The 15,366-nt window shown below is 64.4% G+C and carries 13 protein-coding genes; 7 read left to right on the top strand and 6 right to left on the bottom strand.

Features of this window, described 5'->3' with window-relative positions; all coding sequences use genetic code 11:
• The first annotated feature begins 23 nt into the window (after window positions 1-23).
• Genes AAEO60_RS05590 through AAEO60_RS05610 form a run of 5 tightly spaced genes read left to right on the top strand, consistent with a single transcriptional unit; the run spans window position 24 to window position 6,659 of the window.
• The gene (locus AAEO60_RS05590; RefSeq protein ID WP_341673548.1) at window positions 24-911 is read left to right on the top strand and encodes an XrtA system polysaccharide deacetylase; all 888 of its coding nucleotides are present in this window, start codon (window positions 24-26) and stop codon (window positions 909-911) included.
• Window positions 908-1,966: a FemAB family XrtA/PEP-CTERM system-associated protein gene (locus tag AAEO60_RS05595; RefSeq protein ID WP_341672656.1), complete on the top strand. Its 1,059-nt coding sequence runs from the start codon at window positions 908-910 to the stop codon at window positions 1,964-1,966. The genes AAEO60_RS05590 and AAEO60_RS05595 overlap by 4 nt, the downstream gene beginning before the upstream one ends.
• Window positions 1,967-1,975: 9 nt before the next feature.
• Window positions 1,976-3,208, top strand: coding sequence for a TIGR03087 family PEP-CTERM/XrtA system glycosyltransferase (locus AAEO60_RS05600; protein ID WP_341672657.1), 1,233 nt, complete (start codon window positions 1,976-1,978; stop codon window positions 3,206-3,208).
• A complete protein-coding gene (gene xrtA / locus AAEO60_RS05605; protein WP_341672658.1) occupies window positions 3,198-4,754 on the top strand; it encodes an exosortase A in 1,557 nt (518 codons plus the stop codon). Before AAEO60_RS05600 ends, xrtA begins: the two co-directional genes overlap by 11 nt.
• Before the next feature lie 9 nt (window positions 4,755-4,763).
• Window positions 4,764-6,659, top strand: a complete 1,896-nt coding sequence (locus tag AAEO60_RS05610; RefSeq protein ID WP_341672659.1) for an XrtA/PEP-CTERM system amidotransferase — start codon at window positions 4,764-4,766, stop codon at window positions 6,657-6,659.
• On the opposite strand, the gene zapE is transcribed toward AAEO60_RS05610, so the two are convergent.
• Genes zapE through AAEO60_RS05625 form a run of 3 tightly spaced genes read right to left on the bottom strand, consistent with a single transcriptional unit; the run spans window position 6,656 to window position 8,986 of the window.
• The gene (zapE, locus tag AAEO60_RS05615; protein WP_341672660.1) at window positions 6,656-7,771 is read right to left on the bottom strand and encodes a cell division protein ZapE; all 1,116 of its coding nucleotides are present in this window, start codon (window positions 7,769-7,771) and stop codon (window positions 6,656-6,658) included. The two genes, AAEO60_RS05610 and zapE, sit on opposite strands and share 4 nt — an antisense overlap.
• Window positions 7,768-8,202 carry a GFA family protein gene (locus tag AAEO60_RS05620; protein ID WP_341672661.1) on the bottom strand — a complete coding sequence of 145 codons (435 nt, stop codon included), beginning with the start codon at window positions 8,200-8,202 and terminating at the stop codon, window positions 7,768-7,770. The genes zapE and AAEO60_RS05620 overlap by 4 nt, the downstream gene beginning before the upstream one ends.
• A 1-nt stretch (window position 8,203) precedes the next feature.
• Complete coding sequence (locus AAEO60_RS05625) at window positions 8,204-8,986, bottom strand: succinate dehydrogenase iron-sulfur subunit (RefSeq protein WP_341672662.1); 783 nt, start codon at window positions 8,984-8,986, stop codon at window positions 8,204-8,206.
• A gap of 190 nt (window positions 8,987-9,176) precedes the next feature.
• On the opposite strand from AAEO60_RS05625, the gene AAEO60_RS05630 reads away from it, so the two are divergent.
• Window positions 9,177-9,917, top strand: a complete 741-nt coding sequence (locus AAEO60_RS05630; RefSeq protein WP_341672663.1) for an SDR family NAD(P)-dependent oxidoreductase — start codon at window positions 9,177-9,179, stop codon at window positions 9,915-9,917.
• Here AAEO60_RS05630 and AAEO60_RS05635 read toward each other — a convergent pair.
• Window positions 9,914-10,927, bottom strand: coding sequence for a D-alanine--D-alanine ligase family protein (locus tag AAEO60_RS05635; RefSeq protein ID WP_341672664.1), 1,014 nt, complete (start codon window positions 10,925-10,927; stop codon window positions 9,914-9,916). The two genes, AAEO60_RS05630 and AAEO60_RS05635, sit on opposite strands and share 4 nt — an antisense overlap.
• Window positions 10,928-11,069: 142 nt before the next feature.
• On the opposite strand from AAEO60_RS05635, the gene AAEO60_RS05640 reads away from it, so the two are divergent.
• Entirely contained in the window at window positions 11,070-11,705 is a 636-nt protein-coding gene (locus tag AAEO60_RS05640; RefSeq protein ID WP_341672665.1) for a class I SAM-dependent methyltransferase, read from the top strand.
• A 2-nt stretch (window positions 11,706-11,707) separates the two neighbouring features.
• Here AAEO60_RS05640 and AAEO60_RS05645 read toward each other — a convergent pair whose 3' ends face one another.
• The gene (locus AAEO60_RS05645) at window positions 11,708-12,538 is read right to left on the bottom strand and encodes an NTP transferase domain-containing protein (RefSeq protein WP_341672666.1); all 831 of its coding nucleotides are present in this window, start codon (window positions 12,536-12,538) and stop codon (window positions 11,708-11,710) included.
• 26 nt (window positions 12,539-12,564) lie between these two features.
• The gene (locus AAEO60_RS05650; RefSeq protein WP_341672667.1) at window positions 12,565-15,306 is read right to left on the bottom strand and encodes an Rne/Rng family ribonuclease; all 2,742 of its coding nucleotides are present in this window, start codon (window positions 15,304-15,306) and stop codon (window positions 12,565-12,567) included.
• Window positions 15,307-15,366: the final 60 nt, after the last annotated feature.

Below are 15,366 nucleotides of genomic sequence, written 5' to 3' on the forward strand. Positions count from 1 at the left end.
TGAACGCGCATTTCTTTGATCCCATGTCCGGCAAGCCCGGTCCCGTCGTCAACGGCCTGTCGGTCGATGTCGAGGACTGGTTCCAGGTGGGCGCGTTCGAGGATGTGATCGAGCGGGACCAGTGGGGTGGGCTGGACGACCGGGTGGACCGCAATGTCCGCCTGATCCTCGACCTGTTCGATGAAGCTGGTGCCGTTGCGACCTTTTTCACACTGGGCTGGGTAGGCCAGCGCCACGGCGCCCTGCTGCGCGAAATCGCCTATCGTGGGCACGAGATCGCCAGTCACGGATGGGATCACCAGCGCGTGTTCCGCATGGATCCGAAGACTTTCGGCGAGGACATTTCACGCACCCAGAAGGTGCTGGAAGATGCCAGCGGTGCGGAGGTGAAAGGCTACCGTGCGCCCAGCTTCTCGATCGACGCGCGCACACCATGGGCCTTCGAGGTGCTGGCGGAACAAGGCTATGCCTACTCTTCCAGCGTCGCACCGATTTCGCACGATCACTATGGCTGGGCCGAGGCGCCGCGCTTCGCTTTCAAACCGCTCCCGGACAGCAACCTGGTGGAAATGCCGGTGACCACGGCCATGTTCCGCGGCAAGCGCCTCGCGGCGGGCGGAGGCGGCTTCTTCCGTGTGCTGCCCTATGGTTTCAGCCGCTGGGCCATCCGGCAGGTCAATCGCAAGGAAGGCCGCCCGGCTGTGTTCTATTTTCACCCGTGGGAGATCGACCCCGGCCAACCGCGCGTTTCCGGTGCGCCGCTGCGTTCGCGCCTGAGGCACTATACCAATCTCGACAAGATGGCGGGAAAGCTGAAACAACTGGTCCACGAATTCCGCTGGGGCCGGATGGACGCCATCGCCAAGCGCGAGAACCTGCGGCTGCGACTGCAAAGCGCGGTGCAGGGATGAACGCGCCTTTCACCCTGACCCGCGAACATGTGCGGCCCGTGGACCTGCGCCAACCGGACGAGGTGGCGCGGATCGAGGGCTTTGTCGCCGAACGCGGCGGATCGGTGTTCCACCGTCCGGCGTGGCTGCTCGCCGTCGAGAAAGGCACCGGCCAGTGCGCGCACGGACTGGTGGCAGAGAAGGGCGGCCTGCTGACAGGCTGGCTGCCGCTGACCGAAGTGCATTCTCCGGTGTTCGGCCGCATGCTTGCCTCCAGCGGCTTTGCCGTCGAGGGCGGGGTGCTGGCGGCCAACGATGTGACCGCGGTAAACCTGTGCGCGGCGGTGCAGGAATATGCCGAGCGCCTGTCCTGCCCTACGGTCGAACTGCGCGGCGGCTTTGCGGCAGAAGGCTGGACCGTACGCGAAGACAGTCACTGCGGCTTCGTCGCGCCCTTGCAGGATGACGACGAGGCACAGCTGGCGTGGATCCCGCGCAAGCAGCGTGCCGAAGTGCGCAAGGGCCTGAAGAACAACCTGCGCGTGACCAAGGGCAAGGACTCGGTCGACCGCGAAGCGCATTACGAAGTCTACTCCGAAAGCGTTCGCAACCTCGGTACGCCGGTGTTCCCGAACAGCCTCTTCGATGCCGTGCTCGACAGTCTCGATGGAGAAATCCTGACCGTCTGGAACGGCATGACCCCGGTCGCCAGCGTGCTGTCGCTGTTCCACGACGGCGCTGTCATGCCCTATTGGGGCGGCGGGACATGGGAGGCGCGCGAGCTGCGCGCCAACGATCGCATGTATTACGAGCTGATGCTGCGCGCGCGGCGGCTCGGTTGCGACCGGTTCGACTTCGGTCGCAGCAAGACCGGCAGCGGGGCCTGGTCGTTCAAGAAGAACTGGGGTTTCGAGCCCGAACCGCTCTCCTACGCCAGCTGGACCGCGTCAGGACACGAACTGCGCGATGCCGATCCCACCAGTTCGCGCCACCAGTCGCGCATCGCGCTGTGGAAGCGCCTGCCGCTGACGCTGACCAACAGGCTCGGCCCGTTGATCGCGCGTGGCCTTGGATAGGGGGCGGGGATGGATGGTGACATTCTCTTCCTTGCCCATCGCTTGCCGTTTCCGCCCGATCGCGGCGACAAGATTCGCTCGCACAATGTGCTGAAGACGCTGGCGCAGATCGCTCCGGTGCATGTCGGCTGTCTGGGCGAGAGCGAAGCAGACATCGCTCACCTCCACGAACTGGAAGCGCTTGCAGCCAGCTGGTGCATGCCGCGGCGCTCCAAGCCCTTGCCGCTGGCGGGGCTGGAGGCCTTGGGACGCGGAGAACCCGTCAGCATTTCCGCCTTCCGCTCGGCAGAGCTTGCGCAGTGGGTCAAACGTACCATCCGCGAGCGTGACATTGCCGCGATCTACGTCTTTTCCGGACAGATGGGCCAGTTCGTTCCGATGGACTGGGCAGGGCGCCTGATCGTCGACCTCGTCGATGTCGATTCTGCCAAGTTCGAAGCCTTCGGCGCCGACGCCTCCGGCCCGCGCGCATGGGTAGACCGCCGCGAAGGTCGGCTGTTGGGGGCGGTCGAAGCCGGCCTCGTCCAGCGCGCCGATATCACCTTGCTGGTCAGCGAGGCCGAAGCCGACCTGCTGCGCAGCCGGGTGGGCGACAACGGCAGGATTCGCGCCCTGCGCAACGGCATCGACTGCGCCGCCTTCGATCCCGAACGGGTAGCAATCCAGCCGGATATCGCCGCGCGCTCCGGCCCGCATGTCGTCTTCACCGGCCAGATGGACTACGCGCCCAATGTCGATGCGGTGGAACGATTTGCCCTGCGGATATTGCCGCAGCTGCAGGTCGATTTCCCTTACCTCGAATTCCACATTGTCGGACGGGCACCGACTGCTGCTGTGCAGGAGCTTGGCCAGCTTGTTGGCGTGACGGTCTGGAGTGAAGTGCCGGACGTCAAACCCTTCCTCGCGGCGGCTGACCTCGTCTGCGCCCCGCTGACCATTGCCCGCGGCGTCCAGAACAAGGTGCTCGAAGCCATGGCGATGGAGCGCTGTGTGCTGCTCTCGCCCGAAGCCGCCACGGGGATCGACGCGCGGCACGGCGAACATTTCGCCGTTGCCGGCAGCGATGAGGCGATGGTGGCCCAGGCGCGCGACCTGTTGCAGCGCCAGCAGGATCGCGAGGTGATCGGCAAGGCGGCTCGCCAGTTCGTACTCGATCACATGAGCTGGCCTGCCATGCTGGCCGCGCTGCCGCAGATCATGTCCGGGCAGCCCACTGGCGGGACTTGCCGCGATGCAGCTTGAAGCACTCACCCCGCAACGCGCGGCGCTGGCAGAACGCATCGCTCCTGTATGGCGCAAGCCGCTGCTACAGCTGGCGCTGGCATGGGTCGGCATGTTCGCCCTGTTTGCTGCCGACTGGGCGGCCATGGTGCAACTTTGGTGGGACAGTTCGACCTACAACCACATCCTCGTCGTCCCGGCGATCATTGCGTGGCTCGTCTGGCAGCGCGCGCACCAGCTCGCCAGGATTGCGCCGCAAGCATGGTGGCCGGGCTTGTTGCTGCTGTTCGGCAGCCTGTTCGTCTGGCTGCTGGGTGACATTTCGGGCACCGCGACCGCCAGCCAGCTGGGCGCCGTCACGAGCCTGCAAGCCGCGACCATTGCCGTGCTGGGGCCGCGCGTAGCCTGGGCGCTGCTTTTCCCGTTGTTCTACGGCTTCTTCCTCGTACCCGTAGGCGACGAGCTCGTGCCCGCGCTGCAGATGATTACTGCGGAGATCACCATTGCCCTTACCCACGCCAGCGGCATTCCCGCGCTGATTGACGGGGTGTTCATCGACACGCCTGTGGGCCTGTTCGAGGTGGCGGAAGCCTGTTCGGGGGTGAAATTCCTCGTCGCCATGGTCGCGCTCGGCACGCTGGTGGCCCACGTCTGCTACCGTTCGTGGACCCGCCGCGCGCTATTCATGGTTGCAGCTATCGTCCTGCCCATCCTCGCCAACGGTGTACGCGCATGGGGCACGATCTATATCGCCCAGTCGCAAGGCGTGGATTTTGCGGCCGGGTTCGACCACATATTCTATGGCTGGATCTTCTTCGCCCTCGTCATGGCGGCACTGCTGGGCATGGGCTGGCGCTTCTTTGACCGCGGTTTCGATGAAGAGTTCATCGACGGCGAGGCAATCGCCGGCGCCGCCTGGCCCGCGCGCTTCGAGCGATGGAGCGGTTCCGGATGGCCCGTGCTGGCAGGATTGGCCTTGCTTGCCCTGACCATGCTTGGCTGGGCGCATGCAGCACGTTCGGTAGAGGCCGACATGCCGCAAGTTATCGACTTGCCAGAGGTCCCGGGCTGGACCCGCGTGAACCCCGCCCAGTCGCACACGTGGCTGCCGCATACCACTGGCGCGGATCACAAGCTGATCGCCAGCTACGCCGACGAGGAAGGGCGCGTGGTCGACGTGGTCTATGCGCTCTACGCCGCGCAGGAGGATGGCCGTGAGGCAACCGGGTTTGGCGAGGGCGCTCTGCCCAGCGATACCGACTGGCGCTGGCTCTCCGATGCTCCGCCAGTCGAGGGCGCGATCGGCGACCGTTTGCAGGCCCTCGGGACGTACCAGCGAGTCGCCTACACCTGGTATCGCCACGGTGACTGGATCGGCAGCAGCCGCGCACGGCTGAAGCTTGCCAACATGGCGGACCGCCTGCTGTTCGCCCCGCGGCCCACCATCATGCTGATCATCTCCGCGGAGGACACCGAAAGCCAGCACGCCGAAGACACGCTCGCCGCTTTCCGGCAATCCACCGCTCCGCTGCCGGAGTGGATGGACGCTATCGCCTTGCTGGACTAGTCCGCCACCATGTGCGGGATCGCCGGCCTCTTCCATTGCGGTACGATCAAGCCGGTCGAGCCCTTGCGGATCGAACGGATGACGGACGTGCTTGCCCACCGCGGGCCGGACGGCTCGGGCGTCTGGACGGGGCCGGGCGTGGGGCTGGGCCACCGCCGCCTTTCGATCATCGACGTCGAAGGCTCGCCGCAGCCCATGGCATCGCCGAGCGGACGCTCGATCATCGTCTTCAACGGCGAAATCTACAATTATCGCGAACTGCGCCGCGAGCTTGAGGCAGCGGGCGAGATATTCCGTACTGACGGCGATACCGAAGTCATCCTTGCCGCCTACGAGCAGTGGGGTACGGAATGCCTCCGCCGCCTCAATGGCATGTTCGTCTTCGCGATCTACGACCAATCCAAGCGTGAATTGTTCCTCGCGCGTGACCGCCTTGGCGTGAAGCCGCTGTTCCTCGCCGAATTGTCCGACGGTTCGCTGGCCTTTGCCTCCGAACTGAAGGGCCTGCTCGCCCACCCGTTGCTGCGACGCGAAGTCGATCCGCGCGCGGTAGAGGACTACATGGCATGGGGCTATGTCCCCGATCACCGCTCAATCCTGCGCGGCGTGAGCAAGCTGCCCGCCGGGCACTGGATGCTGCTGCAACACGACAAGGGCGTCCCTGAGCCGCAGCAGTACTGGGACATCAGCTTTGCGGGTCGTCACAAGGGCAAGCCCAAGGACCTCGAGGCAGAACTGCTGCATCACCTGCAGCAGGCCGTCACCAGCCGCATGGTTGCGGACGTGCCGCTGGGCGCCTTCCTGTCAGGCGGTGTCGACAGCTCCACCGTGGTCGCCTTCATGGCCGAGGCCAGCCGCCAGCCGGTGAAGACCTGTTCTATCGGCTTCGACATCGCCAGCGCGGACGAGACGAGCTACGCACAACAGGTCGCCGAACTGTTCGCCACCGATCACAACGCACGCACGGTCAGTGCGGACCAGTTCGATGCCATCGACACGCTCGCGGGCATGTTTGACGAACCCTTTGCCGATGCCTCCGCCTTGCCGACCTGGCGGGTGTGCCAACTGGCGCGCGAGAATGTCACCGTGGCCCTGTCCGGCGACGGCGCGGACGAGGCCTTTGCCGGTTACCGGCGACAAGTGTTCCATGCCCACGAGGACCGGATACGCGGCCTGCTGCCCTCGGCGATCCGCCGCAATGTGCTGGGGCCGCTCGGCAAGTTCTATCCCAAGGCCGACTGGGCACCGCGTCCCTTGCGCGCCAAGACCACCTTGCTCTCGCTCGCAGGATCGGCGGAGCAGGGCTATGCCCGCGCGCTGTCCGTCGTTCCGCCGGAGATGCGCGGGGCGCTTTACTCACCGGACATGGCCCACAAGCTGGGCGGCTATCGCGCCGAAGACCCGCTGCTGGAGCTGATGGCCAAGGCGCCGATGCGCAGTGCGCTGGACCAGGCGCAATATGCCGATCTCAAGTTCTGGCTGCCCGGCGACATCCTGACCAAGGTCGACCGCACTTCCATGGCGGTCAGTCTCGAAGCGCGCGAGCCGCTGCTGGATCACCGCCTAGTCGAGTTTGCGGCCGGCCTTCCCGAGGGGCTTCGCGTTCACGGTTCGCAGGGCAAGTGGCTGCTCAAGAAGTCCATGGAGCGCTACCTGCCGAAGGACATTCTCTACCGCCCCAAGCAGGGGTTCGTGACCCCGATCGCCGAGTGGCTGCGCGGTCCGTTGGCGGGCAAGGCGCGGGGGATCGCCAAGAGCGCCATGCTGGCGCGGACCGAGTGGTTCGACAATGCCCGCCTCGCCGAACTGGCAGAGGATCACATCGGGGGCAGGGCGGACCATTCGCGGCTGCTGTGGCAACTGGTCATGCTCGACCGTTCGCTGGCCCGTCTGGGGATCGCCTAGGCATCCGTCCCGTGGCCGAGCGCCATGTACTCGTCGCTCTGCATTTCGTTAAGCCGGCTCACGGTGCGCTGGAACTCGAACGAGCCATCGCCCGCCGGATAGAGGTCTTCCGGCTGCGCGGCGGCGGTGGCGAACAGCTTCACGTGGTTCTCGTACAGCGCGTCGATGAGGGTGACGAAGCGCGCGGCTTCGTTGCGCATTTCCTTGTTCATCTGCGGGATGCCGACGAGGATCACCGTGTGATAGCGCTGGGCGATGGCGAGGTAGTCGGGCGCCCCGCGCGCCTCGCTGCACAGGCGCTTGAAGCTGAAGACGGCCACGCCTTTCAGGCTCTTGGGGACGTGGATCGTGCGCCCGCCGCCCACATCGAGTTCGCGTGATGGCACGTTGGCGGCATCCTCGGGCGGGTAGTCGGTCAGGCGGAAGAAGGCTTCGCGCACCTTGGCCGTTGCGTCGTCCCCGATGGGCGAGTGCCAGCTTTCGAGGTCGCCGATCCGCTCCATGCGGTAGTCGGTGGGTCCATCAAGCGGCATGACGTCTAGTTCATCGTTGATCAGGTCGATGAAGGGCAGGAAATGCTCGCGGTTGAGGCCGTCCTTGTAGAGGTCTTCCGGCACGCGGTTGCTGGTGGTGACAATGGCGACGTCGTGTTCGCAGATCAGCTGGGTGAACAGCCGGCTCATGATCATGGCATCGGCAGAGTTGTTCACCACCATCTCGTCAAAAGCCAGTGATCTTAGGTCCCTGGCAAGCGAAGCTGCGACGATCGGGATGGGATCGCCGCTCTCGCCCTGGCGCGCTTCGCGCAACTTGGCGTGGACTTCCTGCATGAAGGCGTGGAAGTGCGCGCGACGCTTTTCCTCGATCGCCAGCGTTTCGTGGTAGAGCGCCATCAGCATCGACTTGCCGCGTCCGACGCCGCCCCAGAGGTAGACGCCTTGCGGACGCGGCTTGCGCTTGCCGAACAGCTGGCCGAGCAGTCCGCCCGCCTGTTCCGCCTCCAGCTCCTTTTGCAGCTTTTCGAGACGCTCGGCGGCCCGACGCTGGTCCGGGTCCGGTTGCAGCTCCCCGGCAGCGATCAGGCGTTCGTAGCGGGCGAGGACGCCGCTCATCGTTCGCGCGGCTGCATGGCCTCGAACTTGGGCAGGTCAGGGTCGAAGAAGTCCCAGGCCACCGCGTCCTTCATGTAGATCACGCTTTCGGGCGAGACCACGTCGGGATCGTCGAGCGAGCCCGCCTGCAGGATCAGCACCTGGTCGCCCGGCATGTCGCCGGTGGTGTATAACCGGCCGCCGCATTCGCCGCAGAAGTGGCGCGTCACGGAACCACCGCTTTCACCGTCGTTGGTATAGGTCTTCGGCGTGCCACGCATGTCCAGCTGGTCGCGTCGCAGGCCGATGATGGTGGTGTGGCCGGTACCGGTCGCCTTCTGGCAATCCTTGCAGCAGCACTGCGAGGTGAACATCTCCGGCCCGGTGACCGTGTACCGGATGGCGCCGCAGAGGCAGCCACCGTCGACCTTTGCCCCGGCTTCGATCCCCATGTCAGACGTGCCGCTCTGCCTGCATCTTCTTGATTTCGGCGATCGCGCGCGCCGGCGACAGGCCCTTGGGGCAGACGTTGGCGCAGTTCATGATCGTGTGGCAGCGGTAGAGGCGGAACGGATCCTCGAGGTCGTCCAGCCGCTCGCCCGTCATCTCGTCGCGGCTATCCGCCAGCCAGCGGTAGGCCTGCAGCAGGATTGCCGGACCAAGGAACTTGTCGCTGTTCCACCAGTAGCTGGGGCACGAAGTCGAGCAGCAGGCGCATAGGATGCACTCGTAGAGGCCGTCCAGCTTCTCGCGCTGCTCGGGCGACTGCAGTCGCTCCTTGCCGCTGGGCGTGGTGGAGACGGTTTGCAGCCACGGGCGGATCGAGGCGTACTGGGCGTAGAAGTGGGTGAAATCGGGCACGAGGTCCTTCACCACTTCCATGTGCGGCAGCGGCGTGATGCGAATCTCGCCCTTCAGGTCCTCGATGGCGGTGGTGCAGGCGAGGCCGTTCGACCCGTTCATGTTCATCGAACACGACCCGCAGATGCCTTCGCGGCACGAGCGGCGGAAGGTCAGCGTCGGGTCCACCTCGTTCTTGATCTTGAACAGGGCGTCCAGCACCATCGGGCCGCATTCGTCGAGATCGATTTCGAAGGTGTCGTAGCGCGGGTTCTTGCCGCTGTCCGGATCGTAGCGATAGATGCGGAACTTGCGCACGCGGCCGGTGGTCTCGGCCTTGTGGACCTCGCCATCCTTGCTGATCTTGCTGTTCTTCGGGAGGGTGAAGGTAGCCATGCGTCGATCCCCGTTTGCGGTGTGTGTTCCTCTCTACTGATCCAGCCGGTGAGAGCAAGGTGTGACAGGTGTGACAGTGTCCTGGAGCAAAAATTTCTACCGCTCAATGCGGGGGCCCAAAGTACCGGTTTTCGCGTGATGACAGCCTGTTAGAAGGCCCGGCACGAGCAGGAAACGAGAGTGGTTGGTCATGATCGAGATGCAAGCGCCCCAAGCACCTTGTAGGAAAGCCGCGATCTTCGGGGCGAGCGGCGGTATTGGTGCTGCGCTGGTGGAATTGCTGGCAGGGCGCGGCACGCAGGTGCTCGCCGGGTCGCGGAGCGGGAAGGCACCGGACATGGCTGGCGTGACACCTTTCACCTTCGACCTGGACGATGAAGCCAGCATCGCCGCGGCGGCCGCCAGTTGGGCTGACGATCCGCCTGACCTGGTCTTGGTGACAACGGGCGTGCTGACGCTGGCCGACGGCACCGGGCCGGAACGCAGTTTCAAGCAACTCGACGCTGACGTCATGGCGCGCGTCCTGCACCTCAACGCCATCGGTCCGGCGCTGGTGGCGAAGCACGTGCTGCCGCTGCTCCCACGCGACCGGCGTTCTGTCTTCGCGGCCCTGTCCGCCCGCGTCGGCTCGATCGGCGACAACCGCATCGGCGGGTGGCACAGCTACCGTGCCAGCAAGGCCGCACTCAACATGCTGGTGCGCAATTTCGCCATCGAACTGGGGCGCACGCACAAGCAGGCGGTGGTCGCAGCCCTGCATCCCGGCACGGTGGACACCGGCTTGTCGGAGCCGTTCCAGGCCAATGTGCCCGAGGGGCAATTGCAGTTACCAGCGCGGGCGGCGCAGCACCTGCTCGACGTGATCGACGGCCTGACGCCGGAAGACAGCGGCCAGCAATTCGACTGGAAGGGCGAGCGGATCGCGCCCTAGCTGATCAGCGCGTGGCGGCGCCAGCATTCGGCCAGCAGCGTTTCCATCAGGTCGGCATGGCTGAAACCCGCCTGCGCGGCAGCCTTGGCCATGACCTTTTCGGACCACAGGTTGCAGTTCAGGTTGATCTCGATGAAGTTGATATCACCGGTCTTCAGGTCGACGCGGAACTCGATGCGGCCGTAGTCGAAAGGCACGAATTCGCGAGCGTAGGTCTTCGCCATGGCCTCGATCTTGGGCGCAAGCTCAGCGTGGTCGAACCGCTTGAGCGCAGCCTTCTCCGCATTCGGCACAAGGTCGCGCTTTTCGTAGTAGGTCCACAGCTTCTGCGTATCCTCGCGCTCGTACCACAGCATGGGCAGGGCGACCGGTTCGCTGTTGATGGTGATGAAGGCGCACTGCACGTCGTAACCGTCGAGATAGGGCTCGACGATGGCATCGTGGCCCTGGCCATGGATGTCGGCCAAGGCGTTGGTGACGCCGTTCCAGTCGAAGGCATCGGAAATGCCCCAGCTGGCGGAGCTGGCATTGGGCTTGATCACCCAGCGGCCATCTGGCGAGGGCGGCAGGTCGGCTTCGAGCACGGGCGCGCCGCGGCGATAGCAGAACCACGGTGCGGTCGGCACGCCGGCATGGGTGGCCACCAGTTTCGACACCGACTTGTCATCGCCCAAGCCGCGCAGGAAGGGCATGGCGCCGAGGTAGGGAAGGCGGTGCATGTTGCACAGGATCGGGATGAGCATTTCCGAGTTCACGAAGCCGCCGCGATTGAGCAGCGGGAACACGAAATCGACGTCAGGACGCTCGTACAGGACGTTGTAGCTGTTGGCGAACTGCAGGTTCAGGCCGAGGTTTTCCAGCGTGGTGCGCACTTCGTGGTGGTAGATGGCATGGTTGCCGTCTTCCGGGTGCATCCCGCCGCCCCACAGCGCGTGTTTGGCCATGAAGAGCATGCGGACCCGCTCCTTGGCTTCATCAGGAATACGGAGCGGGGAAATATTCGTGCTCATGGTGGACCTTGCCTGGCTGAAAATACCAACCGCCGCCTAGTCCCAAAGATGAGTCGGCACAACGGGCTTGGATATTAGAGATTGCAAATACTCGGCTTGCGGGTGAGATTGCAGTTCCTGCAGCTTCCGAGGAGAGGCTCTGATGGGTTTTGCCAGTTGGTACGACGAAACGATCCTGCCGAAGGTTGTTTCGTTTGGTTGCGGGTCCGAAGACCTGGATCGGCTGCGGCACCAGGTCGTCCCACTGGCCAAGGGCGCGGTGTTCGAACTGGGCTGCGGCGGCGGGTTCAACCAGCAGCATTATGACAGCGAACAGGTCACCAGTTTTTCCGGCATCGACCCCAACGGCAGCCTGCTTGCAGCAGCGCGTGAACGGGCGGCAGAGAGGGGCTGGGAGGCTGACATTCGCGAAGGGAAGGGTGAGAACATCCCCTTCAGCGACGGAGCTTTTGACACGGTGGTGTGCACGTACACGCTGTGTTCGGTCGACAATCCCGAACGGGTCCTGTCGGAAATGCGGCGGGTCCTGAAACCGGGCGGGCGCTTGCTGTTCCTCGAACATGGCAAGGCACCCGATCCGGGGCCTGCCAAGTGGCAACGCCGGATCGAACCGGTGTGGAAACGCCTAGCAGGCAATTGCCACCTCACGCGCGAGGTCGGTGGTTCGATTCGCAAGGCCGGGTTCGAGATCGAACCGATCGGCCAGACCTATTTCGAGAAAGCACCCAGGTGGGCAGGCTGGATGGAATGGGGTGCGGCGCGGCGCGCGGGCGCCTGATCCTACTTCGCTTCGGGTGAAATCTCGGGCTTGGGAATGTCCATTCCCAGTCTTTGGCCAAGCACCCATTCGCAAATGGAATAGGTCCGCTCGTTGTCGACGTCGATGGCAAGGGCACCGTCCTCGAACACGACCGGCGCAAGCTTTGCGTCGAACCGCTTGCCCACCCGCCTCAGGCCGCTGGCCAGCGTCACCAGGCCAAACCGCATCAGCAAGATGTTGAACAGGCCAAAGGCGGTCACCATGCGCTTCGGGTTCGACTGGAACTGGCCACCCTCACGAAAAATGTCTGCCGCTTTCAAGCCCTTGGCATTGGCGAGGCCATAGAGGTTGCAGTTGGCGTAGCCTGCGTCCTTCAACTCGTAGAAGCCGCGCTGGCCTTGCCGGTGGATCGCCCAGACGCGCTCCCGCGTGGTCACGCCGATCACGGCATCGTTGTGCTGCATGGCCTCGCGCACTTGCGCCACGCCATCGTGCGTCAGCAGGACGTTGTCGGCGGTGGTGATCAGGAACGGGCCGTCCTCACCCTTCGTTGCCGCCAGCACGCTCTCGACGATGTTGGGATCGCTGTCGACCAGGGTGATCGGCACGCCGCGAGCGCGGAATGGTTCGATCACCTGGTCGACTTCGGCCTGGCCTTCCGGCTCCAGCACCACACGGATTTCGCGCACGTCGGGCACGGTGGTCAGCGTTTCCAGCACGTGGGAGACCAGCGGACGATCGCAGATCGGCACGAGGCACTTGTGGCTGACACCCGCGCGCTTGGCGAGTGGATTGACAACGCCCGTGCGCTGGGCCGCGAGCACGATAATCGTGACCGGTTGCAAGGCCATGCGGGTTCTCCTGCCGTCGGGTGCGATCAGTTACCGAAAGTGCGCTGCCACCAGCCGCCACGACGCGGCGAGCCATCGTCGTCGTGCCCTTCGGCATCGCCCTCGGCAGGTGCTTTGGCAGGTGCTTTGGCAGGTGCTTTGGCAGTCGCGGCTTCGGCCTCTGCCGGTGCCTCTTCCGCTACAGGTTCGGCTGCCTTCTTGCGACGTGTGCGCTTCGGCTTGGGAGCTTCTGCTTTCTCGTCAGCAGCCGGTTCGGCAGTGTCGGTTTCGGCTTCGGCTTCGGCAGGTTCTGCGACCTTCTTGCGGCGGGTACGCTTGGGCTTCGGCTTTTCCTCGGCTTCCGGCTCGGCGGCAGCTTCGGTCTCGGCCTGGCTGTCGTCAGCCTTGGCTTCCTCGGCTTCGGGTTCGGCCTTCTTGCGCCGCGTGCGGCGCTTGGGCTTTGCAGGTGCTTCCTCGGCTTCGTCGTCGGCTTCAGGCGCGGCTGTTTCGGCCGGAGCTTCTACAGCGGCTTCCTCAGCGGCATCCTGCTGTTGCTCGCCGTCTGCATCGTCCGAGCCTTCGCCGGTCTGCTTCTTGCGGTTGCGGCCTCGACCTCCGCGACGTCCACGGCGACGCTTCGGCTTATCCTCACCGTCGTTGTCGGACCTGTCCTCCGAATCCTCGTTCTCGTCGGAATCGTCGGAAGAATCGTCGGACGAATCGTCGCTATCGTTGCCGTCTTCGTCCTGCTGCCGATTGCGATTGCGACCACGACCGCCACGACGCCGACGCCGACGCTTCTTGCGCTGGCCGCCGTCATCGTCGTCGTTTTCGTTCTCGTTGTCGTTGATGTCGTCAGCCTCATCGGCTTCGTCGATATCTTCGATGTCGTCGTCATCGTCGACAATGGCTTCGAACTTGGGGGCCGAAGTCGGGCGCGGACCGGACGAGGTGACGCGCATCTTGGCGCCTTCGTCCTCGCCTTCCGGCTTCACTTCGACGGTTACGCCATAGCGATCCTCGATCTCGGCGAGATCGGAACGCTTGGCGTTGAGCAGGTAGACTGCCGCCTCGGTGGAGGCATAAAGCGTGATCGTCGTACCCTTGCCCTTGGCCGCTTCGTCTTCGATCTGGCGCAAGGCCGACAGGCCGGCTGAGCTGGCCGTCCGGACCAGGCCGGTGCCATCGCAGTGCGGACACGTGCGTGTGGTGGCTTCGAGCACGCCGGTGCGCAGGCGCTGGCGGCTCATTTCCATCAGGCCGAAACCCGAGATGCGGCCCACCTGGATACGCGCCCGGTCGTTCTTGAGCGCGTCCTTCATGGCGCGTTCGACCTTACGGACGTTGGAGTTGTGCTCCATGTCGATGAAGTCGATTACCACCAGGCCGGCCATGTCGCGCAGGCGCAACTGCCGGGCGACTTCACGCGCGGCTTCAAGGTTGGTGTGCAGCGCGGTCTGTTCGATGCCGTGTTCCTTGGTGGAACGGCCAGAGTTGATGTCGATCGACACCAGCGCTTCGGTGGGGTTGATGATCAGGTAGCCGCCGGACTTCAGCTGCACCATCGGGTCGTACATGGCGGAAAGCTGGTCTTCCGCGCCGTAACGCTGGAACAGCGGGACGGGGTCGGAATAGTGCTTCACCCGCCGGGCATGGCTGGGCATCAGCAGCTTCATGAACGACTTGGCGGCCTTGTAGCCCTCTTCACCTTCAACCACGACCTCTTCGATTTCGCGGTTGTAGATGTCGCGGATGGCGCGCTTGATCAGGTCGGAATCCGAATGGATCGCGCTGGGCGCACTGCTGCCAAGCGTGCGTTCGCGAATCTCGTCCCACAGGCGGGCGAGGTAGTCGAAGTCGCGCTTGATCTCGCTCTTGTTGCGGCTGAGGCCGGCAGTGCGGACGATCAGGCCCATTGATTTCGGCAGGCTGAGATCGGATACGATCGATTTCAGGCGCTTGCGGTCCGAACCGTTGGAAATCTTGCGCGAGATGCCGCCACCATGGCTGGAGTTCGGCATGAGCACGCAATAGCGGCCGGCCAGCGACAGGTAAGTGGTGAGGGCAGCGCCCTTGTTGCCACGTTCTTCCTTGGCGACCTGGACCAACAGTACCTGGCGGCGCTGGATGACGTCCTGGATCTTGTAACGGCGACGCAGCGCCTGGCGCTTGGCACGGGCTTCGTCGATTTCCTTGGCGCGCGAACCGCCGCGACCACCGCGGCCCTGCTGGCGGCGACCCCGGCTACGACCACGGCCACGGCCGCGCGAACGCGGCTTGTCGCTGCCGTCTTCGTCGGAGTCCTCGTCGTCGCTGTCGTCCGTGCTGGAGCTGTCTTCGTGGCCGTCCTCGATGGTGGCGACGTCGTCCTTCTCGCTGGTGTCGATTTCTTCGACACCCGGCTCGTCATCCTCATCGTCATCGTTGTCATGATCGTCGGCGTCGATCTCGCCGTCTTCGTATTCCTCTTCCTCGGCGCGAAGCTTGGCTTCTTCTTCAGCCGCAGCCTGCTCTTCGGCAAGCAGGGCTTCGCGATCTTGCGAAGGGATCTGGTAGTAGTCGGGATGGATTTCGCTGAAAGCGAGGAAACCGTGACGATTGCCGCCGAAATCGACGAAGGCCGCCTGCAGCGACGGTTCGACCCTGGTGACTTTCGCTAGGTAGATATTGCCCTTGATCTGCTTGTGTTCGGCAGATTCAAAGTCGAACTCCTCAATCCGGTTTCCCTTGAGCACCGCCACCCGTGTTTCTTCCGGGTGGCGCGCATCGATAAGCATGCGCGTTGCCATTGAATATTCTCCATGCAGCAAATCCGGCGCGTGCCGGCCAACGGGTGGCCAGTTTGCGGG

Source organism: Aurantiacibacter gilvus (genome assembly GCF_038289935.1).
GTDB lineage: Bacteria > Pseudomonadota > Alphaproteobacteria > Sphingomonadales > Sphingomonadaceae > Alteraurantiacibacter > Alteraurantiacibacter gilvus.